At 63.9% G+C, this 23,482-nt stretch carries 18 protein-coding genes and 1 pseudogene; 12 read left to right on the top strand and 7 right to left on the bottom strand.

All coding sequences use genetic code 11. The features are described from left to right. The first annotated feature begins 685 nt into the window (after positions 1–685). Together ACQR10_RS04180 and ACQR10_RS04175 are read left to right on the top strand one after the other, a co-directional pair. Complete coding sequence (locus ACQR10_RS04180) at positions 686–841, top strand: hypothetical protein (RefSeq protein WP_315738062.1); 156 nt, start codon at positions 686–688, stop codon at positions 839–841. Positions 842–1,109: 268 nt separating this feature from the next. After that, a complete protein-coding gene (locus ACQR10_RS04175; RefSeq protein WP_315799898.1) occupies positions 1,110–1,385 on the top strand; it encodes a hypothetical protein in 276 nt (91 codons plus the stop codon). Between the two features lie 84 nt (positions 1,386–1,469). Here the strand turns inward: ACQR10_RS04175 and ACQR10_RS04170 are convergent, their stop codons facing one another. After that, positions 1,470–1,838: a PRC-barrel domain-containing protein gene (locus ACQR10_RS04170; protein WP_315738064.1), complete on the bottom strand. Its 369-nt coding sequence runs from the start codon at positions 1,836–1,838 to the stop codon at positions 1,470–1,472. 376 nt (positions 1,839–2,214) lie between these two features. Here ACQR10_RS04170 and ACQR10_RS04165 point away from each other — a divergent pair. Further along, positions 2,215–2,875, top strand: a pseudogene (locus ACQR10_RS04165) (SDR family oxidoreductase); the annotation flags it as partial. Between the two features lie 14 nt (positions 2,876–2,889). Here ACQR10_RS04165 and ACQR10_RS04160 read toward each other — a convergent pair. Both ACQR10_RS04160 and ACQR10_RS04155 read right to left on the bottom strand, forming a co-directional pair. Then, positions 2,890–3,021, bottom strand: a complete 132-nt coding sequence (locus tag ACQR10_RS04160) for a hypothetical protein (protein WP_315799897.1) — start codon at positions 3,019–3,021, stop codon at positions 2,890–2,892. A gap of 24 nt (positions 3,022–3,045) precedes the next feature. Further along, positions 3,046–3,237, bottom strand: a complete 192-nt coding sequence (locus tag ACQR10_RS04155; protein ID WP_316215853.1) for a hypothetical protein — start codon at positions 3,235–3,237, stop codon at positions 3,046–3,048. Positions 3,238–3,775: 538 nt separating this feature from the next. Between ACQR10_RS04155 and ACQR10_RS04150 the strand changes: the two genes are divergently transcribed. Both ACQR10_RS04150 and ACQR10_RS04145 read left to right on the top strand, forming a co-directional pair. Next, the gene (locus ACQR10_RS04150; protein ID WP_315800421.1) at positions 3,776–9,955 is read left to right on the top strand and encodes a HAMP domain-containing protein; all 6,180 of its coding nucleotides are present in this window, start codon (positions 3,776–3,778) and stop codon (positions 9,953–9,955) included. A gap of 13 nt (positions 9,956–9,968) precedes the next feature. Beyond that, positions 9,969–11,462 (top strand): HWE histidine kinase domain-containing protein, encoded by a 1,494-nt coding sequence (locus ACQR10_RS04145; protein ID WP_316215912.1) that lies wholly within the window; start codon positions 9,969–9,971, stop codon positions 11,460–11,462. A 14-nt stretch (positions 11,463–11,476) separates the two neighbouring features. Here the strand turns inward: ACQR10_RS04145 and ACQR10_RS04140 are convergent, their stop codons facing one another. Both ACQR10_RS04140 and ACQR10_RS04135 read right to left on the bottom strand, forming a co-directional pair. Then, the gene (locus ACQR10_RS04140) at positions 11,477–13,759 is read right to left on the bottom strand and encodes an FdhF/YdeP family oxidoreductase (RefSeq protein ID WP_316215854.1); all 2,283 of its coding nucleotides are present in this window, start codon (positions 13,757–13,759) and stop codon (positions 11,477–11,479) included. 288 nt (positions 13,760–14,047) lie between these two features. After that, complete coding sequence (locus tag ACQR10_RS04135) at positions 14,048–14,608, bottom strand: type 1 glutamine amidotransferase domain-containing protein (RefSeq protein WP_316215855.1); 561 nt, start codon at positions 14,606–14,608, stop codon at positions 14,048–14,050. Positions 14,609–14,773: 165 nt separating this feature from the next. Between ACQR10_RS04135 and ACQR10_RS04130 the strand changes: the two genes are divergently transcribed. After that, positions 14,774–15,130 (top strand): hypothetical protein, encoded by a 357-nt coding sequence (locus tag ACQR10_RS04130; protein ID WP_316215913.1) that lies wholly within the window; start codon positions 14,774–14,776, stop codon positions 15,128–15,130. Positions 15,131–15,210: 80 nt separating this feature from the next. Here ACQR10_RS04130 and ACQR10_RS04125 read toward each other — a convergent pair whose 3' ends face one another. Further along, complete coding sequence (locus ACQR10_RS04125) at positions 15,211–15,444, bottom strand: hypothetical protein (protein WP_315799892.1); 234 nt, start codon at positions 15,442–15,444, stop codon at positions 15,211–15,213. Positions 15,445–15,538: 94 nt separating this feature from the next. On the opposite strand from ACQR10_RS04125, the gene ACQR10_RS04120 reads away from it, so the two are divergent. Together ACQR10_RS04120 and ACQR10_RS04115 are read left to right on the top strand one after the other, a co-directional pair. Next, the gene (locus tag ACQR10_RS04120) at positions 15,539–15,730 is read left to right on the top strand and encodes a DUF3072 domain-containing protein (protein ID WP_315799891.1); all 192 of its coding nucleotides are present in this window, start codon (positions 15,539–15,541) and stop codon (positions 15,728–15,730) included. 131 nt (positions 15,731–15,861) lie between these two features. Beyond that, positions 15,862–16,149 carry a hypothetical protein gene (locus tag ACQR10_RS04115; RefSeq protein ID WP_315799890.1) on the top strand — a complete coding sequence of 96 codons (288 nt, stop codon included), beginning with the start codon at positions 15,862–15,864 and terminating at the stop codon, positions 16,147–16,149. A gap of 21 nt (positions 16,150–16,170) precedes the next feature. Here ACQR10_RS04115 and ACQR10_RS04110 read toward each other — a convergent pair whose 3' ends face one another. Then, positions 16,171–17,538: a glycoside hydrolase family 3 N-terminal domain-containing protein gene (locus tag ACQR10_RS04110; protein WP_316215856.1), complete on the bottom strand. Its 1,368-nt coding sequence runs from the start codon at positions 17,536–17,538 to the stop codon at positions 16,171–16,173. A 213-nt stretch (positions 17,539–17,751) separates the two neighbouring features. Here ACQR10_RS04110 and ACQR10_RS04105 point away from each other — a divergent pair, with 213 nt between their 5' ends. From ACQR10_RS04105 to ACQR10_RS04090, 4 genes are all read left to right on the top strand, one after another. Beyond that, a complete protein-coding gene (locus ACQR10_RS04105; RefSeq protein WP_316215857.1) occupies positions 17,752–19,230 on the top strand; it encodes a DUF4153 domain-containing protein in 1,479 nt (492 codons plus the stop codon). Between the two features lie 23 nt (positions 19,231–19,253). After that, entirely contained in the window at positions 19,254–19,955 is a 702-nt protein-coding gene (locus ACQR10_RS04100) for a response regulator transcription factor (protein ID WP_316215858.1), read from the top strand. Next, positions 19,952–21,565 (top strand): sensor histidine kinase, encoded by a 1,614-nt coding sequence (locus ACQR10_RS04095; protein ID WP_316215859.1) that lies wholly within the window; start codon positions 19,952–19,954, stop codon positions 21,563–21,565. The genes ACQR10_RS04100 and ACQR10_RS04095 overlap by 4 nt, the downstream gene beginning before the upstream one ends. A gap of 276 nt (positions 21,566–21,841) precedes the next feature. After that, positions 21,842–23,458: an ABC transporter substrate-binding protein gene (locus ACQR10_RS04090; RefSeq protein ID WP_316178640.1), complete on the top strand. Its 1,617-nt coding sequence runs from the start codon at positions 21,842–21,844 to the stop codon at positions 23,456–23,458. Positions 23,459–23,482: the final 24 nt, after the last annotated feature.

The following is a 23,482-nucleotide window of genomic DNA, read 5'->3' as shown; positions in this document are numbered from 1 at the left end:
CACCGGAGGGCGGGCATGCCACGCGCGCTTCCTCCATCATCCATGAACTGCCCATCACGCTGGCGCCTCAACTGGGCTCGACACGAGACGCCCGTGCGATCCCTGCTCGATGATTATGCGGCTGTTGTTTGATGAGCACACCCACCTGCGAGATTTCAGCGAACGGCTTCCGTCGTCACCACTCACATGATACCAGTCATGCTAAAGAAGCCGGCGAGCGAGTGGCGACATTGCCATAGCCGTTAACGCCGCGTCACAAATTGGCCGAGGTCGAGGTGAGCCGCCTCTATACTTCGAGTTGCTTTTGCAACCGCATTGGCGTCGTGGCTCGGACACTGCTCATCGGCCAGCGGGCCGCACAGGCTGAGAACACTCAAACCGCTTCCCCGATGGAATTAAGCTTAAAAACGTGCGGCGCCGCGTCGCCGCAACTTGGCAACTTCTTTCAGCAGCCAAGACGTGCAACAATACTGTACGCAACTAATATCAACCTCAGATTTAATTTACTGATCATTTACTTTCCGCAACTTTGCCCCAAAAACTGCACGATGCTGGGTTCCTCTTTCACAATTAGAACTCTTCTGGGACTCTACAAAAACCACGTCCCCAGAACGGGATCTAACAACCTCAGATATACTTTTCATAACTCACTCTCCGTCTTCGTTTCGCGTACAGAGGTCCCACAATGACAACACTCATCAAGGCTCTCCCGACCCATCTCGAAGAGACTCGTATCGACTCCGAGAAGCTGCGCACGATCCTGATGCTCTGCGGCGCCACGGCGTTTGGCTTCATTCTCCACGCCACCTACGGTCTCGATCTCAGCTACGCTTTCTTCTGATTTGATCAGTCCGCCGGTCGCGGGCTGGTACTCTTCATTGCCGGACGCAATCGGCGCCGGTCCCGGCTCGCGGGGTTATTGAACGGCCCCGCGCGTCGCCTTTTTCGCAGCGATACGCGTGTCATGCGAAGAATATGGAAGAGACCGTCCATCACAGGCTTGATCGTGCTTTTGCACAGCCTGGCCGCGTCGCTCCCACAATTCCGCCGCGACGACGCGACACGCTGAGGGTGTTGAGAATTGCGGTTGCTTGAGGACGAGTAGCGTCATGCGTTCACCAGTATATGATCTCTATCAGATGAAGCAGGATCGCTTGCCGAAAGGAGCCCGTTCGGCATGGCTGAGGACGAGGCCGAATGAGCCGCCACCTGCCGCCGACGACTGGGTCTTCGTCGGCAAGGAACGGCATCCGAGCCGGTGGACGGTCGCAGAGATGAATGAAAAAGGCACCTGCTACCGCGAGATTCCGATCTGGCTGTCGAGCCGCCGCAGCATGATGGCTGGATCGGCGGCCGAAAACAGCGCTCAGCCGCCGGCCGCCTGAGATTTCATCGGGGAGCGCTGACATGGCCGCGACGTGCGAGGTTCGTCAACGGCCTGGACAGCGCAATGAACGGGTTCGGCGGTCCTAAGCGAGTTGGACGCCGTAATAGTCGTCGACCTTGCGCCCTGCTCCGGCATCGCCCCAGTCCCACTCACGCTCGTCGGAATATTTCGGCGCACCTCGCAGCTGATTCTCGGTCACGCCGGTAACGTAGCCGCCGAGTCGCGTGTCGTACTTCAGGGATTGCCAGGGCAACGGGTAGTGGTCATTGCCAAGCCCGAGGAAGCCGCCGAAGCCCAGGACGGCATACGAGACCCGCCCGCTCAGCTTGTCGATCATCACGCGTTCGATGGTGCCGATCTTGGTGTCGTCGGCGCCATAGACGGCCGTGCCTTCGACCTTGTCGCTTCCAATCAGGTTGCCATATTCGCGTTCATCGAGCATCGATGTCATGTGATCCTCCCATGCCAATGGATCGGCAACGTTCGACCGTCACCGGCTGTTCCCAAGTCCCGCCGGACGCTCAGTCCGAATCCAAGTCTCCGCTGTGTTGCTTGCGATCCTGCGAAGGATGCCGCGTCGCCTCGCGCGAGGGCGCATCCGGCGATGTAGTCTGATGCACCCGCTGCGCACGCTCCTTGTCGGCGGGCTGGTCCTCGCCGCGTTCAGTCCTGACAATGCCTTGGCTTGGCTGCGTCATCGGATAGCTCCTTCTGTCGGTGATCCAAGCGCGCCGAGCTGGGTAGCGCCGACGCGGCCGCGGTTCGCGCCGTAACGACGCCGGCTACGCCTGTTCGTTCCCTCCTTGAGCCAACACGTCGCAGAATCGACCGCGTCACCCGGCTCAGCGCAGTTCGGAGGCCCTCGCCGGCGCAAGGCGCTGATCACCGGGGAGCGACTGCTGCATGGGACGCACTGACGCCCTCGCCGAAACGCGCCGAGCGACGACCCAACCGAAGAGCCGGATGCGCAGGAGGTCATCGCCTTGATCCGGGCGGGAGGGCGGAAGGCCGTCGCCATCACTGGCGACCTGCGCGACGAGGAGTTCTGCCGGCGGCTGGTGCAACAGGCCATCGAAGCGCTCGGCGGACTCGACATCGTCGCGGCAGCAGACGCGTCAGTCGATCCGGGACGTCTCTTCCGAAGATTTCGATGCAACCATGAAGGCCAACATTCATGCCCCGTTCTGGATCATCAAGGCCGCCTGCCCTCACGTCAAGCCGGGATCAGCCAACGAACTACGTAAAGTCGTTGGCCAAGCAGCCGGGCCGAAGGGTACTCGTAACGCCGTCGCTCCCGGCCAACCTGGACCCCGCTTCAGGTCTCCGGCGGAGCTGAAATGGAGACGCTGGACGCGCGGCGGCCAGACCCCGCTGGGCCGTACCGGCGAGCCGGCGGAGCTCGGATCGATCCATGTACAATTGGCGGCTGCAAAAGCGACCTACGCCGATGGACAGGTCTATGGATCCTCTGGCGGATCGGCAGCTTTGATGCTGCCGCTGGTTCAGATGCGGGTGATGGGCTGCGGCAGCGAATACGCTTCCGTATGCACCTGGCGGATCGTCGTGAACGCGGCGACGGCCGATGCCAGGCCGAAGGCCGTCAGCAGTGCAATGAGAACGGTGCGGGGTGTCATGGGACGCTCCTCCATTCGGATTTGTTACTTGGGCAGCGCAGTCCAGGGCTCTCCGAGCGGCGCAATCTCGCCATCGAGCCAATCCTGCTGGAGGGCGAGGGCGTTCCAGCCCTGGGCCATCCGTTGATAGCGCCGGAACGCCGGCTCTCCGTCGGCGCGCTCCGCGAGCTGAAGACAGTTGTCTGCGTTCTCTCTGAAAAGATCTGATTGTTTCATCCCAATGAGTTGGTAGACGCGGCGGAGCGGTGCAACTCTGTTACATGATATTAATATTCGCCCTGCGCTCGATGGAACATGGCGCGCATTGCAGCGCCATCCGACCTCCTCCTGTCTCCCGCACCATTCCCCATCGTGCCTTCGGAGGCCATCGCGGCGACTGAGCTACCGATCTCGACCCGCGGTTCTCCGACGGCGTCTCTTCGTTGTTCCATGGAAATGGCCGTCCTCGTTGGCAGTTAAATCCTTTGGAACCCTTTTGCTGGAGGGGAGTTGAGGTGCTTGTGCCAGCAGAAGCCGGTTCCATAAGCCTGAGAAATCGGCGTCCCGGCTTGATTTGGATAGTTGCGGCGGCTTGTATGCCGCCGGCTATACGAATCTCGGATTCTTGCTGGCAGGCGGTCTGCCACGGGGGAACTTGATGAGCGATGTCGATTCTGCTGCCGGTCCGATGCCCCTGCGCCAAGGGTTTGGTCGCCAAGGCAACGGAGCCGAGGCGGCCGATGCCAGCCAGGATCTGCTCCGTGTCCTCCAGGCGATGCGTTCCGGAGATTTCTCCGTGCGCATGAGCGGCGACTATCTCGGCATTGACGGCAAGATCGCCGACACGTTCAACGAGATCATTGCAGCCAACGAGCGGATGGCGCAGCAGCTCGAACGCGTCGGCCAGGTCGTGGGACGGGAGGGAAAGACGCGCCAGCGCGTGCGATTCGGCATTGCCAGCGGCTCCTGGGCGGACATGGAGAGCTCGATCAACACGTTGATCGACGATCTTCTATGGCCCACCCGCGAGGTGACGCGCGCGGTCGCCGCCGTGGCCCAAGGCGACCTCCTGCAGACCGTGAAGCTGGACGTCGATGGGCGGCCTCTGGGCGGCGAGTTCCTGCAGTCGGCGACCATCGTCAACACGATGATCAAGCAGCTCAGCGTCTTCACCTCCGAGGTGACGCGCGTGGCGCGCGAGGTCGGCACCGAGGGCAAGCTCGGCGGCCAGGCCCAGGTTCCCGAGGTCACGGGCGTCTGGAAGGACCTGACCGAGAGCGTCAACTCGATGGCCAACAACCTCACCGGCCAGGTCCGCAACATCGCGGAGGTGACGATCGCGGTGGCCAATGGCGACCTGTCGAAGAAGATCACCGTCGACGTGCGCGGTGAAATTCTGCAGTTGAAGGAGGCCATCAACACGATGGTCGACCAGTTGCGCTCGTTCGCCTCCGAGGTGACGCGCGTGGCCCGCGAGGTCGGCACCGACGGCAAGCTCGGCGGCCAGGCCATTGTTCCTGGCGTCGCCGGCACCTGGAAGGACCTCACCGATTCCGTTAACGCGATGTGCGGCAACCTCACCGCCCAGGTCCGCAACATTGCCAACGTCACCACTGCGGTCGCCCGCGGCGACCTGTCACGCAAGATCACGGTCGACGTGCGCGGCGAGATCTTGGAGCTGAAGGACACCATCAACACGATGGTCGACCAGCTCAACGCCTTCGCCTCCGAAGTGACGCGCGTGGCGCGCGAGGTCGGCACCGAGGGCAAGCTCGGCGGCCAGGCGCAGGTGCCGGGCGTTGCCGGCACCTGGAAGGATCTCACCGACAACGTGAACTTCATGGCGTCGAACCTGACGGCCCAGGTGCGCAACATCGCTGACGTCGCGACCGCCATCGCCAGCGGCGATCTATCAAAGAAGATCACGGTCAACGTCTCCGGCGAGATACTTCAGCTGAAGGAAACGCTGAACACGATGGTCGACCAGCTCAACGCGTTCGCCGGCGAGGTCACGCGCGTCGCGCGCGAGGTCGGCACCGACGGTCGGCTCGGCGGCCAGGCCAACGTGCTCGGCGTTGCCGGCACCTGGAAGGATCTCACCGAGAGCGTCAACTCGATGGCGTCGAACCTGACGGCGCAGGTCCGCAACATCGCGGAGGTGACGACCGCCGTCGCCAATGGCGACCTGTCCAAGAAGATCACCGTCGATGTGCGGGGCGAGATCCTGGAGCTGAAGGACACCATCAACACGATGGTCGACCAGCTCAACGCCTTCGCCGGCGAGGTCACGCGCGTGGCGCGCGAGGTCGGCACCGAGGGCAAGCTCGGCGGCCAGGCCATGGTGCGTGGAGTCGCCGGCACCTGGAAAGACCTCACCGACAGCGTCAACTCGATGGCCTCGAACCTGACCGGCCAGGTCCGCAACATCGCGGAGGTCGCCACCGCCGTCGCCAAGGGCGACCTGTCGAAGAAGATCACGGTCAACGTCTCCGGCGAGATCCTTCAACTGAAGGAGACGCTGAACACGATGGTCGACCAGCTCAACGCCTTTGCTGGCGAAGTCACCCGCGTGGCGCGCGAGGTCGGCACCGACGGCAAGCTCGGCGGCCAGGCCGAGGTGCCCGGCGTCGCCGGCACCTGGAAGGACCTCACCGACAGCGTCAACTCGATGGCCGGCAATCTGACCGCCCAAGTGCGCAACATCGCCGAGGTCGCAACCGCCATCGCCGGCGGCGACCTGTCGCGCAAGATCACGGTGGACGTCCGCGGCGAGATCCTGAGCCTCAAGGAGACGCTGAACACGATGGTGGATCAGCTCAACCGCTTCGCGGGCGAGGTGACGCGCGTGGCGCGCGAGGTCGGCACCGAGGGCCGGCTCGGCGGCCAGGCCAACGTCCCCGGCGTCGCCGGCACCTGGAAGGATCTCACCGACAGCGTCAACTCGATGGCCGGCAATCTGACGGCTCAGGTCCGCAACATCGCCGAGGTGACCACGGCCGTGGCGCGCGGTGACCTCTCCCGCAAGATCACCGTGGACGTGAAGGGCGAAATCCTCGAGCTGAAAAACACCATCAACACGATGGTGGACCAGCTCAACGCCTTCGCGTCCGAAGTGACGCGCGTCGCCCGTGAGGTCGGCACCGAAGGCAAGCTCGGCGGCCAGGCCGAGGTGCCCGAAGTCGCTGGTACCTGGAAGGACCTCACCGACAGCGTCAACTTCATGGCCTCGAACCTGACCGCGCAGGTCCGCAACATCGCCGAGGTCGCGACCGCCATCGCCGGCGGCGACCTATCGAAGAAGATCACGGTCGACGTGCGCGGCGAAATCCTGCTGCTCAAGGACACCCTGAACACGATGGTGGAGCAGTTGCGCTCGTTCGCGGCCGAAGTGACGCGCGTCGCGCGCGAGGTCGGCACCGAGGGCCGGCTCGGCGGCCAGGCCGTTGTGCCCGGGGTCGGCGGCACCTGGAAGGATTTGACCGACAACGTCAACCTGCTCGCGGCCAACCTGACCACGCAGGTCCGCAACATCGCAGAGGTCACCACCGCGGTGGCGCGCGGCGACCTGTCGCGCAAGATCACCGTCGACGTGAAGGGCGAAATCCTCGAGCTGAAGAACACCATCAACACCATGGTCGATCAGCTCAACGCCTTCGCCGGCGAGGTGACGCGCGTGGCGCGCGAGGTCGGCACCGAAGGCAAGCTCGGCGGACAGGCGCAGGTGCCGGGCGTTGCCGGCACCTGGAAAGACCTCACCGATACCGTGAACTTCATGGCCGCGAACCTGACCGAGCAGGTCCGCGGCATCGTCAAGGTCGTGACCGCCGTCGCCAACGGCGATCTCAAGCAGAATCTCACGGTCAAATCGAAGGGCGAGGTCGCAGCGCTCGCCGACACCATCAACAACATGACGGAGACGCTGGCGACCTTCGCCGACCAGGTGACGAGCGTGGCCCGCGAGGTCGGCGTCGAGGGCAGGCTCGGCGGTCAGGCCAACGTGCCCGGCGCGGCCGGCACGTGGAAGGACCTGACCGGCAACGTCAACCTGCTCGCGGCCAATCTGACGTCCCAGGTGCGCGCTATCGCCGAGGTCGCGACGGCCGTGACCAAGGGCGATCTCACCCGCTCCATACAGGTCGATGCCCGCGGCGAGGTGGCCGAGCTCAAAGACAACATCAATACGATGATCACCAATCTGAGGCTCACCACCGACCTCAACACCGAGCAGGATTGGCTCAAGACGAACCTCGCCAAGTTCACCAACATGCTGCAGGGCCAGCGCGACCTGACCACCGTCGGCCGCCTGCTGCTGACCGAGCTGACGCCGCTGGTGAACGCCCATCGCGGTGTGATCTATCAGGTCGAGACTGAGTCCGCGCCACAGCTGCGCCTGCTCGCCTCATACGCCGATGACGGCATCTATCCTCACCGGACGCATGTCCAGTTCGGCGAGGGCCTCATCGGGCAATGCGCGATCGACAAACGCCAGCGGCTGGTCTCGGAGATCCCAGCCGACGTCATCCCCGTGGGCTCCGCCCTGCTCCGCGCCGTCCCGAAGAACCTCGTGGTGCTGCCGGTGTTGTTCGAGAACCAGGTCAAGGCGGTGATCGAGCTGGCGTCGCTCAGCCCATTCACGACGTCGCAGATGACATTCCTCGAGCAGCTCACCGACTCCATCGGCATCGTGCTCAATTCGATCGAAGCCACGATGCAGACCGAGGGACTGTTGAAGCAGTCGCAGCAGCTCGCCGCGGAGCTTCAGACCCAGCAGCGCGAGCTGCAGCAGACCAACGAACAGCTCGAGCAGAAGGCGCAACAGCTCGCCGAGCGCAACGTCGAGGTCGAGCGCAAGAACCAGGAGATCGAGCAGGCCCGCCGCGCGCTCGAGGAAAAGGCGACCGAACTCGCGCTGACATCCAAGTACAAGTCCGAGTTCCTCGCCAACATGTCGCACGAGCTGCGCACGCCGCTCAACAGCATCCTGATCCTCGGCCAGCAGCTGACCGAGAATCCGGACGGCAATCTCACTCTCAAGCAGGTCGAGTTCGCCCGCACCATCCATGGCGCCGGCACCGATCTGCTCAATCTGATCAGCGACATTCTCGATCTCTCCAAGATCGAGTCCGGCACCGTGACGGTCGATGCCGAGGAGATCCTCACCACCAACCTCCTGGATACCGTGGGACGTCCGTTCCGCCACGAGGCAGAAAACCGCCTGCTCGCCTTCAACATCGACGTCGACCCGAACCTGGCCCGCAGCATCGTCACGGATTCCAAGCGCTTGCAGCAGGTGCTGAAGAACCTGCTTTCGAACGCCTTCAAGTTCACCGCCGAAGGAGGGGTGCGCTTGAAGGTGTCTGCGGCGCTCGGCGGATGGAGCGCAGAACATCCGGTGCTCAACACTGCGCCGGCCGTGATCGCGTTCGAGGTCTCGGACACCGGCATCGGCATTCCGCAAGACAAGCAGAAGCTGATCTTCGAGGCGTTCCAGCAGGCGGATGCCGGCACGAGCCGCAAATATGGCGGCACCGGTCTCGGGCTCGCGATCAGCCGCGAGCTCGCCAACCTCCTGGGCGGCGAGATCCATCTCAAGAGCGCCCCCGGCAAAGGCAGCACCTTCACGCTCTACCTGCCGCTCAAATATTCAGGTCCCGCAACGACGCCGCGCGTCAGTCCCGCATCGCCCGTTCCCTACGTTCAGCCTCCAGCCCTGCAGCAGGCGGCCGCGCCGGAGCGCGGGATCGAGCCTCCGCCGGACGATCGTCTCGATCTCGAACCCGGCGATACGATCCTGCTCGTGGTCGAGGACGATCCACACTACGCGCGCGTCCTGATCGACCTCGCGCGCGATAAGGGCTTCAAGGTCCTGATCGCCGGCCGCGGCGCCGAGGCGCTGGATCTCGCCAAGCAGTATCAACCAGCCGCGATCTCTCTGGACGTCTTCCTGCCGGATATGCTCGGCTGGACCGTTCTGAGCCAGCTCAAGCACAATCCGCTGACGCGGCACATCCCGGTGCAGATCATCACGCTCGACGAAGATCGCCAGCACGCTTTGGCGCGTGGCGCCTTCTCCTTTGTCAGCAAGCCCACGACAACAGAAGGCGTCAGCGCGGCCCTGTCGCAGATCAAGGAATACGCCAAGCCGCGACGCAAGCGGCTGCTGATCGTCGAGGACAACGCGGCCGAGCAGCTCAGCATCCGCCAGCTGTTGGATCACGACGACATCGAGATCATCGCGGCGGATACGGGAGCTGCGGCGCTCGATACGCTGCGTAGCGCCCCGTGCGATTGCGTGGTTCTCGATCTACGGCTGCCCGACATGAGCGGGTTCGACGTCCTCGATCAATTGCGCTCCGACGAATTCTTGTCGAGCGTTCCGGTGGTCGTCTTCACCGGGCGGGAATTGTCGGCCGAGGAGGATGCGGAACTGCATACGATGGCGCGGAGCATCGTCGTCAAGGGCGTGGAATCGCCGGAGCGGCTGCTCGACGAGACGTCGTTGTTCCTGCACCGTGTGATTACGGAACTGCCGCTCGAGAAGCAGCGCATGCTCGAGAAGCTGAACAGTTCCGACGAGGATCTGATCGGCAAGACGGTGCTGCTGGTCGACGACGACGCCCGCAACATCTTTGCTCTCTCCAGCGTGCTGGAACGCCGCGGCATGAAAGTGCTGACGGCGACCACCGGCAGCGAAGCGATCGACCTGGTGCAGAGCAATCCTGCAATCGCGATCGTCCTCATGGACATCATGATGCCGCAGATGGATGGTTATCAGACAATCGGCGTCATCAGGCAAAACCCCGCCTTCGTCCGGCTCCCCATCATCGCGTTGACCGCGAAAGCCATGAAGGGAGACCGTGAAAAGTGTCTCGAAGCTGGCGCCTCCGATTATCTGGCAAAACCCGTCAACACCGAGCAGCTGCTTCTTGCGATTCGCATGTGGCTGCACCGCTGAACGGCTCATCATGATGGAACATGCGAAGGTCAACATCCTCCTGGTCGACGATCAGCCCGCGAAGCTGCTGGCCTACGAGGTCATCCTGAAGGAACTCGGCGAAAACCTCGTAGTCGCCACCTCTGGTCGCGAGGCGCTCGAAATTCTGTTGAAGAACGAGATCGCCGTGATCCTCGTCGACGTCTGCATGCCTGAGCTCGACGGTTTCGAGCTGGCGCAAATGATCCGTGAGCATCCGAGGTTCCAGAAGATTGCGATCATCTTCATCTCCGCCATCCAGGTAAGCGACTTCGATCGCCTGCGTGGTTATGAGATGGGCGCCGTCGATTACGTGCCGGTTCCCGTCGTGCCGGAGGTGCTGCGCGCCAAAATCAAGGTCTTTGCCGAGCTCTATCGCAAGACACGCGAGCTCGAACATCTGAACCTTGAGCTGGAGGACCGGGTACGGGCTCGCACGGCCGAGCTTGAGCGATCAACAGCAAAGCTCGTCGAGAGCGAGCAGCGTCGGAGCATGGCGATCGCGGCCGGTCGGATGGGCTCATGGGACTGGGACGGTGTCAATGGCGACTGGATGTGGGACGAGGGCCAGTACCGCATCTTCGGCGTCACGCCGCAGAACTTCGAGCTGAACACCGTGAACATCATGGCGCTGCTGCACCGGGAGGATGCCGAGCGCGCCCGCCAGGTGGTCGCGGAATTCAGCCGTGGCACGGCTTCGTATGAGGCTGAGTTCCGGATCAACCGGCCCGATGGCGAAGAGCGGTGGTGCGTTGGAACGGCCGCGGCGACCACCGACAGGACTGGCCGCGTGATCCGCGTCAGCGGGGTCACGATCGACATCACCGAGCGCAAGCGCGCCGAGGAACGACAGAACCTGCTGACCCGCGAGGTCGATCATCGTGCCAAGAATGCGCTGACCTTGGCCCAGTCGATCGTGCGGCTCACCAAGGCGGACAGCGTGAAGACCTATGTCAACGCGGTAGAGGGGCGCATCAGCGCACTGGCCCGCGTTCACACCATCCTCTCGCTATCAAGCTGGGAAGGTGCGAAGATAAGCAGGTTGGTGGCCGAAGAACTTGCACCCTATGCACCGGGCGGCCAGGTCGCCTTTGACGGTGCCGAGCTGCAACTCGAGCCTGCGACCGCACAGACGCTGGCGTTGGCGCTGCACGAGCTGGTGACAAACTCGGCCAAATACGGCGCGCTGTCGGTCCGCTCCGGACATCTCTCGGTCAAATGGACCATCGAGGATGAGCGCCTGGATCTGATCTGGATTGAAACCGGCGGTCCCTTGGTGCGCGCACCGACCTCGCGCGGCTTCGGCACGCGCAGCCTGATGGCCAGTGTGGAAAGCCAGCTCGGTGGGCGCGCCTCCTTCGACTGGCGTCCAGAGGGATTGGTGTGCCGGCTGGTCGTCCCGCTCCGCCCCGGCGCGACCCCGCCGGAGATCACGAGCCCTTGCGCAACGGCGGCGCCGGACGACGCACGACAACGGGCTGCGGGCTGACCGCCCCGGATAGCTCAGGCCATGTCGCGCGAGATCCGGACCGGGATCGACTTGGCGGCGGGCACCTTGCTGCCCTCCGCATAGTGCCATAGCGGAATCAATCCGTTGCATTCGGGGTAGTAGGCCGCAACGCTGTAGCGCGGAATGTCGAACGCCACTGCCTGGAGCCCGCCCAGCGAGCGCTCCACGCCGTCATCGGCCTCGGTCGAGAGCCGAACCGGCTCGCCCTGCTTGATGCCCAGATCAGCCATGTCGCTCGCGTTCATGAAGACGATCTGACGGCCTCCGGTGACGCCGCGAAACCGGTCGTCCTCGTTGTAAATGGTGGTGTTGAACTGCCCGTCGGCGCGCAAGGTCATCAGCTGATACACGCCATTGCCTTCCTCCGGAGGATTGAGCGCCGCCTTGGGCACGGTGAAGTTCGCCTTGCCGGTCGGCGTCTTCCATTTGCGTTCGCGGGCGCCAAGCGGCCGCGGAAAGCCGCCGGGCTCAAACAGGCGCTTGTTGAAGTCTTTGAACTGCTCGGGATAGGTCCGCTCGATCGCGTCTCTGACGCGCGCGTAGTCGCCCACCCAGGCATCCCAGTCGACGTGCGGATTTGGCTTCAGGGTGGCCTTGGCGAGACCGGCGACAATGGCTGGTTCGGACAACAGGGTCTCGGCGACGGGTTGGCGCTGCCCGCGCGAGCCGTGAATGCAGGTGGTGGAGTCCTCCATCGAGACCGCCTGATCTCCGCTGGCCTGCCGGTCGATTTCGATGCGGCCGAGGCACGGCAGCAGATAGGTCACCTCGCCTGCGACGATGTGGCTGCGATTGAGCTTGGTTGCGATCTGCACAGACAGCCGCAGCTTCGACCACGCCGGCTCCATCAGCGAACGTTCCGGGACGGCGCGCAGGAAGTTGCCGCCGAGACTGATGAAGCCCTTCACGTCGCCCTTGATGATGCCCTGGCAGGCATCCACCGTGCTGAGACCGTCCCATCGCGGCGGCTCGAAGGAATAGAGATCGGCCAGTTTGTCGAGTGGCACCAGCTTGGTCTTCTCGGAGATTCCCACGGTGCGCTGACCCTGCACGTTGGAATGGCCGCGGACAGGCGAGATGCCGGCCCCGGGCTTGCCGATATTGCCGCGCAACAGCAGGAGATTCACGATCATCTTGGCCGTCTCGACGCCATGCCGATGCTGCGTAATTCCCATGCCGTAATTGGCGATCACAGCGTGCGAGTTCGCGTAGACCTTGGCTGCCTCCAGAATGGCGGCGCGCTCGAGGCCGGAAGACCGCTCGATATCGCTCCACGACGCCTGCCGGCAGAAGGTCGCAAAGGCCTCGAAGCCGGACGTGTGCTGCTCGATGAAGGCGACATCCAGCACACGCGGGCTCTTCGTGGCGACCGCCGCGTCATCCGCCTCGATGACCGCCTTGCACAATCCGAGCAGCGTCGCCCCATCTCCGCCGACGCGCAGCTGATGATATTGCGTGCTGATCCGCGTCCCGCCGGTCAGCACCATCTGAATCGGGTTCTGCGGATCGGTGAAGCGCTCCAGCCCCCGCTCACGCAGCGGGTTGAAGGTGATGATGGGTACGCCGCGTTGCGCCGCCCGCTGCAACGGATGCAGCATGCGCGGCGAGTTCGTCGTCGTGTTCTGGCCGAAGAAAAATATGCAATCCGCTTTGTCGAAATCCTCCAGCAGCACCGTGCCGACGGGCACGCCGATCACCTCAGGCAGCGCTACCGACGTCGACTCGTGGCACATGTTGGAGCTGTCGGGAAAATTGTTGGTGCCGTACATCCGGCCGAACAGCTGATACATGTAGCTCGTCTCGAGCGAGGCCCGGCCCGACGTGTACATCACGACCGACCGTGGATCGAGCCTGTTCAACTCCGCCCCGATGTCGCGGAAGGCCTCGTCCCAGCTCACGGCAACATAGCGATCCGCCGCAGCGTCGTAGCGCATGGGATGAGCGAGACGCCCCTGCTCTTCGAGCTGATGATCCGACCAGCCTCGCAACTCTGTCAGACTGTGCCGAGCAAAGAACTCCAGTCCGACGGTCTTGCCGGTGATTTCCCACGCGGTCGCCTTGGCGCCATTCTCGCAAAATTCGAACGGGTGCGGCTTTGCCGGCTTGGCCCAGGAGCAGCTGACGCACATGAAGCCGCCCGGCTTGTTCTGTTTCAGCAGGATCTCGCTGCCGAGCAGCGTCACCTCCTCCTGCGTCAGGATGCTCGCGACCGCGTGCACCGACCCCCAACCGCCAGCCGGAGATTTGTAGTCCTGGATTTTTGCCTTCTCGCTCACGACGCATCTCCGCGGCCTGGTCAAAAGCGGCAAACCCGGGATGAGCAGCGAAGTTCCGATTCCTCACTGAACCTTGCGAGGCTATCATCGAAGTCACGCGGGCGAAGGGCCGAACATAGGAATTAGGAACGACCCAGCCCGCCGCGAGTCATGTCCGTGCCTCTGGCGGCGTTCCCCCATCTCGCTGGAGGCACTCCGTGTGGACTGCGGCCCAGCGTTCGACCCCTCGGGCGCTGGGCCTGTCCCTCCTGAGGTGGCCGGGATTTCTCCCGGCTTCCGATCTCAGCTTCAAGCCGCGCTGCGCTTGAGATGGCGGCCTTCCCTGACCTCCTCGATGATCTTGGCGCTGAAAGCTTCCAGATCGCCGGGATTGCGCGAGGTGATCACGCCTTGATCGACGACGACCTCCGCGTCCTGCCACTGCGCGCCGGCATTGGAAACGTCCGTCTTGATCGATTTGTACGACGTCATTTTGCGCCCCTTGGCGATGCCGGTCTCGATCAGGAGCCACGGCGCATGACAGACCGCCGCGACGATCTTCTTGGCTTCGAAGATCTCCTTGATGAACCGCAGCGCCTTCGGCTCGAGCCGCAACAGATCCGGATTGATCTGGCCGCCCGGCAGCACGACGGCGTCGTAGTCCGCAGCAGAAGCCTGGTCCAACGTCTTGTCGACCTTGACGGGCCGTCCCCAATCCTTCTCATTCCATCCCTTGATCTCGCCCGGCGCGAGCGAGACGATCTCGACGGTCGCGCCCGCCTGCTTGAGGCGATCGCGGGGCACTTCGAGCTCGGATTGCTCGAACCCGTTGGTTGCGAGGATCGCGATCTTCTTTCCCTTGATATCCATTGAACTCTCCTGGCCATTCGCACCGCGGGCAACCTCCCGCTGGCAGGCATGTTCCACCTGGAAAGCGCGAGGACCGTCACAACTGGTCAATCGCTTGACGCTCTCCCGGGGGTGGAACCAGCCCGCACGTGCCGCAGTTTGTTGGACGTCCCTGCCTTGAAATGGATGGGCGGCGTCGGGCGGCACGGCATCGCTGCGTCGGCGGATCGCAATCTGGAGGCGCTCGTGCCCTACGCATTGTTTGAGAATGACGAACAGATGACCCGCCCGTTTCGCACCGAGCGCGAGGTCTGGGAGGCCGCGGAACAGGCCGATCTCATCACGTTCGGCACGCATGGCGAGAAAATTCTGGACAACAATTTCGAGATCAAATCATGCGAGGCCACTCCGGAAGAGCTGACGGCCGTACCGCCGGACATCGTATTGCCCGAAGCTCACACGCCCCATGTTGGCGAGGGGCACGGGACCGCCGACCAACCTTTGCCCTCGCTGCCCAAGCCAAGGACGCGGACCTCCTCATGACCGGGCTCGGACCCGCCGTGGCCGTCTCGGCGAGCTGAATACCGACGAGCAGCGGATCGCTCGACCTTGTCGCCGGAATGTCATGCGTGCCGGGCCCCTCTCTGCCTGGGAGGCAGCCTGCTCGCCTCTTCCAGCTTGAGCTGCTCGCGTTGTTGCCGCAGTCCCTCGAGCGTTCCCAACATCCGCTGCAACAGCGCTTCGGCCGCCGCCGCCGGCACGCCGGCCCGCCGCAGTTGCACGATTTCGCGACGCTGCCGCCCGACCTGAAGGCGCAGACGGTCGATTTCGGCTCGAACCAGATCGAGATCGCGCATGGAGCCCCCTCAGACGATGATCATTACACCATAGAACAAAATGGGAACATTCTGCAAGCTGGCGCATTGAGCCCGCCAAGAACGGCAAAGCCCCATGGCTGAACGGCTGCAGAAAGAACCCGAGGACTGGGGTTCCGGAGCCGATCCGATGACCGATGCCCACGCGTCCTGCTTGAAGACGCTCAGCGAGCAGGCCGGTCGCCCTGCCCCCACGCAAGCGGAGATGACGAAGGCTGAAGCGTCCGAACTGATCGATGAGATGAGACGCGCCGCGAGGTTGGATTGAGCTGGCCAAGTTCAAGTCATCGAGACGATGATTCGGCAGATCGGTATTCCGATGTTGCCGATGCCGGGCCTAGGCTGTCGCGAATCAGAAATCGGTCGTTTAGTCTTCGCGGCATTTCGCGGGAGTCCACCATGGTTGCGGACAGTGACAGCAAGGTTGCCTGGCATCGCGCCCAGCTCAAAAAGAATCGTGCTGCCTTGAAGCAGATTGAGACGGCGCGGTTCACGGTGGGCGAGAGCGCCGATGCGAAGGCGCTCGAACACACCAAGCGGCAGGTCGCGGAACTCCAGCTCAAGATACGCGAGTCCGAGCACCTCATTGCCCAGCACGACAAACAAGTACGACGCCCGCTGGCGACCGACCTGAGAAGCCTCTCGAATGTCGCCTGGCGCAACTGGACCGGCAACGGCCCGCGCTGAGGACTCGCGCTGTCCTGCCCTTCAGTCGACGATTTTCTGATGCTCGGCTCCAGTCTCTTGCAGAACCGTGGACACATTCGACGGCTCTGATCTGTCAACCGCCGGCGCCCAGCGCTTCAGCCGCTCATCGCTTCGGCTGAGGGCATCGAGGTCGATGCGTCCTTGCGCCAGAGCCTCCTTGGCGCAGGCCAGCACGCGATGAAACTGGGTGCCGTCATAGGCCACCAGCAACAGATCGGCACCGCCGTTCAGAGCCTCCACGACAGCTTTGCAGAGATCGCGGCCGTAGATCGCCCCCATCACGAGATCATCCGTCACAATCACACCCTGATAGTTCCAGCGGCCGCGAATGAGTCCCTCGAGCACGGCTTTGGAATGTGAGGCAGGCCGCTCCGGATCGACCGCATCGACCGTCACGTGACCGACCATCATCGCCGCGTGCGAGCCCTGCAGCACCTGTCGAAATGGCCTCCAATCCGACCGTTCTAGGACATCTGCCGGTGTGCCGAGCTGTGCCGAGAAATGATGCGTATCGGCTGCGACGCGCCCCAGACCAGGGAAATGCTTGACGGCCGCGCGGACACCGCTTGCTTCCAGGCCGCGGACGTAGCCGAGCGCAATGTCGCCAACCACGGCGGGATCGTTGGAGATCGCGCGGCGGCCGATCAAGGTGTGAAAGTCCAGTCGATTGCGTGTCCAGCTCGGGCGAAGGTCGACGACAGGCGCCAGGTTGAAGGTGATGCCGGCAGCCGCGAGCGCCTCACCTTGGGCGCGCCCCATCGCGAACGCATCCTGCGCGCGCCGCGAGGCCGGCAGATCGGCCAGCGTGGCGAGGCCGGGCATGTTCGGCAGTGTCGGAGACAGGTGCGCGACGGCGCCTCCCTCCTGATCCGCCGCGACCAGCAGGGACGGCAGCCCGGCACTCCGGCGCGCGTCCTGCAACCGCGCGATCTCGGCACGGAGTTGCGGCTCGGTCCGGCCACGGACGTTGTGGTGAGTGACATAGACTCCCGCGATCAACCCCTGCCGCGCCAACGCGGCTGCGTCGCCCACGGCCGTGTAGCCGACGATGAAATGCCGGCCGAGCAGACGCGCCACGTCGGGGGGCGTGCGGAACGTCTCGTACTTGCGCCAGGCAAACATGAACTGCGTCGACGTCAGCATGATCAGCGGAACGCACCATGCCAGCACGAGCGCGCGTCCGGCGGCCCCCTGCCGCCACCGGCCGCCGAGCATCAGCAGCAGCGGGACAGCAAGCCCGATGAGGAGCAGGGCCACATGGCCGCTGCCCCGCAGCCGAACCAGATAGGGCTCGTTGCTGTTCAGCGTGACGAAAATGAAGAGCAGAGCAAGGATCCAGAGAACCGCGGTCCTGATACGTCCAAGCATGTGTGCAGCCGATCATCCCAGGGGAAAGACGGCCATTGCGTAACAATCACGTTTCGCCCGCGCCAGCAGCAGAATCGCGTCTGCACCAAATCTGCAAACAAATCCTGAAATGCTGCAGATCCCCTCGTGAGCCGCTGCATAGGCAGGCGTCATGCTGGGCTCATCGGCTTGTGCCTTCCGGCCCGAGCGATGACCCAAACCAAGGATTCCTCCATGACCACCCTTGCCGAGCCGACGGCTGCACCCGTCGCGCCCGATTCCATGTGGCTCAAATTCGCCATCGCTGCAGGCCTCGTCGGCCTCGCCGATCCGCTGCTGTACGACGGCCGGCCGATTGGCCTGGCATTCCCGCTGTTTTTCGCCGCGCTCGCCTCCGCCAGCGTTCTTGCCAACCTCGCCAAGACCAATCGAGGCCGTCTGGTCGGAGCCGCAGTTCTCTTCGGTGCCGGCCTGGCTCCCGCCATCGAGGACCTGAACCTGCTTTCTTTTCCTGTCCTGCTGCTCACGACGCTGTCGGCCGTCGCGCTGGCGACCAACCGATCCGCGCGCGGCTTCCGGCTTCCGCTGATCGCCGCACGGCAATTGCTGCTCATCGGACCGTTTCGGCTGATACCGGATGCGATCGTGACGCTACGCACGAACATGGTCATGCGAACTCTCCTTGTCTGGAGCATCCCGCTGGCACTCGGTTGCGTGTTCCTGGCTCTGTTCGCGGCAGCCAATCCGGTCATTGAGCGCTGGTTCGCCGTTCTCAGTCCCGAGCACGTCGCTTCCCAACTCACGATGGGGCGCGCGATCTTCTGGCTCGTCACATTGTCCATGGTCTGGCCGTTCATCAATCTTCGCTGGCGCGAGCGGACCAAGACTTGGAGCCCGCCGATCGAAAGCGAACCCGATCAGCCGTCAATCCTGGCGACCGTGCTCGGCCCTGAAACGGTGCTTCGGGCGCTGATCCTGTTCAACGTCCTGTTTGCTCTCCAGACGGCGCTCGACGGCGCCTATCTGTGGGGACATGCCGCGCTTCCGGACGGCATGACCTATGCAGCCTATGCGCACCGGGGCGCCTATCCCTTGATCGTCACAGCGCTGCTCGCGGCGGCCTTCGTCATCGTCGCCGTCCGCTCCGAGACGACGGCAAACGAGTCGCGATTGGTCCGGCCGCTGGTCTATCTCTGGGTGGCACAGAACGTGATGCTGGTCGTATCCTCGATCCAACGGCTTCACATGTATATCGAGACTTATGCTCTGACCTATTGGCGGATCGCGGCCTTGATATGGATGATCCTGGTTGCGATCGGCCTGATCCTCATCGTGCTCAGGATCGCTCTCGCCAAGTCCAACGCGTGGCTCGTCCGCATGAACATCCTGGTGCTCTCGGCGACCATTTACGGCTGTGCACTGATCAATTTCGACCGGCCGATCGCAGACTTCAATGTCTCCCATAGTCGTGAGGCGGGGCAGAGCGGCCCTCTCATCGACGGCTCCTATCTCGTCTGGCTCGGGCCAGAGGCGCTGCCGGCCATCGAGCGGGCGATGCTGTTGCGACCGACGGACCGGGGACTGGCGAGCGACCGCGATCGGCTCCTCGCGCAACAGCAAAGCAGCATGGCGTCCTGGCGATCCTGGAGTTTTCGCGGCTGGCGCCTGCAGCGCTATCTCGATACACATCCCGTGTCGCAGAAACCAAGCTGATGCCTCGCCGCGGAGGAAAGCACGTGTCTCCCCGAATCCTCATCGTCGACGACGACCCGCATATCCGCGAGGTCCTGCGCGTGGCCTTGAGCAAGGCCGGCATGGCGGTGAAGGAAGCCGCCGACGGCCGCGCCGCGCTGGCCAGGTTCGCCGAAGACCGTCCGGACCTGATCGTGCTCGACGTCGGCATGCCGGAGTACGACGGCCTCGAGGTCTGCCGGCGGATTCGCCGGACCTCGCAGGTGCCGATCCTGTTCCTGTCGGCGCGCGACGAGGAGATCGACCGTATTCTCGGGCTCGAGATCGGCGGCGACGACTACGTGACCAAGCCGTTCAGTCCGCGCGAGCTCGTCGCCCGCGTCAACGTCATTCTCCGCAGGGTCTCATCCGGTGGGGCGGATCGTGCGCCCGAACCGGAGGAGCTGGCGCATGGCAGGCTTCGTCTCGACCCGCAGCAGCATCTGGCGCGCTTCGGCGACGCGCCGCTGACACTTACCGCCCTGGAATTCAGCATCCTGCGCACGCTGATGACGCGCCCTGCCGTCGTGTTCAGCCGCGAGCAGATCATGAGCGCCGCGTATCAGCTCAACATCCAGGTTTCCGACCGCACCATCGACAGCCACATCCGCAACATCAGGGCCAAGCTGGCAGCCGCGCATTGCGAGAACGCCATCGAGACGGTGCATGGCGTCGGCTTCCGGCTCGGCCGCTGCGGCGCCCCATGATCGCACCCAAGCCCAAGGCAAAATGGCGGCCGTCGCTGGGACAGATCGTCTTCGGCGTTCTGGCGCTGGTCGGCACCTTACCGCTGGTCGGGCTGTTCTTCTTTCGCATCTATGACAACCAGCTGATCCGCCAGACACAGGCGGAGCTGATCGCGCAGAGCCGCGTGCTGGCGGCGGTCTTTGCCGAGGAGGTTTCCGCGCGCCTTGCCGCCGGCGTGCCGCTCGGCGCCGAGATCCCGCCCGAGTCACGTCCGGATGCCTCCGACGAGGTGACGCCGATTCGCCCCCTGCTCGATCTCCTGGCCAACGATCTGTTCGTCCGCCGGCCCGACGCACGCGATGCGGTCCATCCAGCGGATCCGGCCTACGTCGCGATCGGCGCGCGCCTGCTGCCGATCGTCAGGGAGACGCAGAAGGTCACCTTGGCCGGGTATCGCGTACTCGATCCCCAGGGCGTCGTGATCGCCGGCCGCGACGAGATGGGCAAATCCCTCGCCCATATCGACGAGGTGGCCGCCGCCCTGAAGGGACGCTACAGCGCCGCGCTCCGCATCCGCATTCCCGACAAGGCCCCGCCACCGATCTATTCGATCAGCCGCGGCGTCGGCGTCCATGTGTTCTCGGCGATGCCCGTGATCGTCGACGATCACGTCGCCGGGGTCATCTATACCTCGCGCACGCCGCGCAACATCTTCGAGCATCTCTATCAGGAGCGCGGCAAGTTCATCGCGGCCGGCTCCACCATTGTCCTCACGACGCTGCTGGTCGGCCTCATCGTGGCGCGCACGATCACGCGCCCGATGCGCGAGCTGGTCGATCGCGCCGGCCGGATCGGACGCAACGATCCCGCGGGCTTCCGTCCGCTCGCCCATTACGGCACCCGCGACTTCGCGGAGCTCGCCGAGCACTTCTTCGCCATGGCCGAGCAACTGGCGCAACGCTCCAACTACATCAGGAGCTTTTCCGCGCATCTGACCCACGAACTCAAATCACCGCTCACCTCGATCAAGGGCGCAGCCGAGCTGCTGCTCGACTCTCTGGCCAGCCCTTCTGAGACCTTGACGCGCGCCGAGCAGGAGACGTTCCTCACCAACATCCTTGGCGGCGCCGACCGCCTCGCGGCACTGGCCCAGCGCTTGCGCGAGCTGGCACGGGCGGAGACGGTGTCGGCGGTCGAGGCCGGTAGCATCGCCGAGGCCGTCGGCACGCTGCGATCGCGTTTCCCGTCGGTTGTCATCGAGACATCAGGGCCCGTCGAACGTAGCACGACATTGCCGAACGAAACCGTGCTCATCGTGCTCACGCATCTCGTCGACAACGCCGTCCGGCATGGCGCCCGGCGCATCCGCCTCGAGGCCGAGGAGAGCAAGGAGATGCTGATCGTCATCGCCAGCAATGACGGCGATCCGATCTCGCCTGACAACCGCGACCGCATCTTCGACGCCTTCTTCACGACCCGGCGCGACAGCGGCGGTACCGGCATGGGGCTGGCGATCGTGCGCGCCATCATGGCAAACCATGGCGGCGAGATCTCGCTGCGGCCGAGCCAGACCGGTGTCGCATTCGTGCTGCGGCTACCGATCGAATGCAGACGCGGGACGCCGACTTAAGATAGCGTGCTCTCTGCGGCGCCACGTCAAAGTTGCTTCCGGTCGCTCAATCGCCGCCGGCAATCCCCACCACATTCAGGGCCTTGTCGACGAAGGTCTTCTCCCATTCGTTCGTATACGAGCAATGTATGCCACGGTGCCGCCGGCTGCATGGGCCACACGAGAATGCCGCAGAACTGCATGGCAATTCGCAAATGACTTGGACCCGCGATCCGCGTAATCTTCGCCCCGATTGCACCATCGGCCAGCGTCCCGCTTGGCCTTCGGGAGACCTTGATGAATTCGAGCCGTTTCGAGATCAGCCGCCGGACCGCCCTCCTGACCTCCGCTGCCATCGCAGCGAACGTGGTCAATCCATTCCGCGCCTTCGCCCAGGAGACGCCGCGCAAGGGTGGCGTGTTCAACGTTCACTACGGCGCCGAGCAGCGCCAGCTCAATCCGAGCCTCCAGGCTTCGACCGGTGTCTACATCATCGGCGGCAAGATCCAGGAGAACCTCGTCGACCTCGACGCCAATGGCCAGCCGGTCGGCGTGCTGGCCGAGAGCTGGGAGGCGACGCCGGACGGCAAGACCGTCACTTTCAAGCTGCGCAAGGGCATCACCTGGCATGACGGCAAGCCGTTCACGTCGGAGGACGTTGCCTTCACCGCGATGAACATGTGGAAGAAGATCCTCAACTACGGATCGACCCTGCAGTTGTTCCTGACTGCGGTCGACACGCCAGATCCGCAAACCGCGATCTTCCGCTACGAGCGGCCGATGCCGCTCAACCTGCTGCTGCGCGCCCTGCCCGATCTCGGCTACGTCTCGGCCAAGCACATCTACGAGAGCGGCGACATCAGGCAGAACCCCGCCAACCTCGCCCCCATCGGCACTGGTCCGTTCAAATTCGTGAAGTACGAGCGCGGCCAGTATATCATCGCCGAGCGCAATGCCGACTACTGGCGGCCGAACGCACCCTATCTCGACCGCATCGTGTGGAAGGTGATTACCGACCGGGCCGCGGCGGCGGCGCAGATGGAGGCCGGCGAGCTGCACTACAGCCCGTTCTCGGGCCTGACGATCTCCGACATGGCGCGGCTCGGCAAGGACAAGCGTTTCATCGTGTCCACCAAGGGCAATGAGGGCAACGCGCGCACCAACACGCTCGAGTTCAACGTTCGCCGCAAGGAGCTGGCGGACGTGAAGGTCCGCCGTGCCATCGCGCATGCGATCAACGTTCCCTTCTTCATCGAGAACTTCCTCGGCGATTTCGCCAAGCTGGGCACCGGTCCGATCCCGTCGACCTCGACCGACTTCTACCCCGGCGCCAATACGCCGCAATATCCCTACGACAAGGCCAAGGCGGCGGCGCTCCTGGACGAAGCCGGCTACAAGCCCGGCGCCGGCGGAACCCGCTTCTCGCTGCGGCTGCTGCCTGCGCCGTGGGGTGAGGACATCTCGCTGTGGTCGACCTTCCTTCAGCAATCGCTGGGCGAGGTCGGCATCGCGATCGAGATCGTGCGCAACGATGGCGGCGGCTTTCTCAAGCAGGTCTATGACGAGCACGCCTTCGATCTCGCGACCGGCTGGCACCAGTACCGCAACGACCCCGCGGTTTCGACCACGGTCTGGTATCGCTCCGGCCAGCCCAAGGGCGCGCCGTGGACCAACCAGTGGGGTTGGGACGATCCCAAGATCGACAAGATCATTGATGACGCGGCGACCGAGGTCGATCCGGCCAAGCGCAAGGCGCTCTATGCCGATTTCGTGCGCGAGGCCAATACCGAGCTGCCGGTGTGGATGCCGATCGAGCAGATCTTCGTCACCGTGATCACGGCCAAGGCGCGCAACCACTCGAACACGCCGCGCTGGGGATCGTCGAGCTGGCACGATCTGTGGCTTTCCGCCTGAGCCGGAATCCGTCAGGATGAGGCC

Origin of the sequence: Bradyrhizobium sp. HKCCYLRH2060 (assembly GCF_051168135.1) — a bacterium.
Taxonomy (GTDB): Bacteria; Pseudomonadota; Alphaproteobacteria; order Rhizobiales; family Xanthobacteraceae; genus Bradyrhizobium.
The sequence above is the reverse complement of the archived record's forward strand: the minus strand, read 5'-3'. Positions and strand labels throughout refer to the sequence as shown.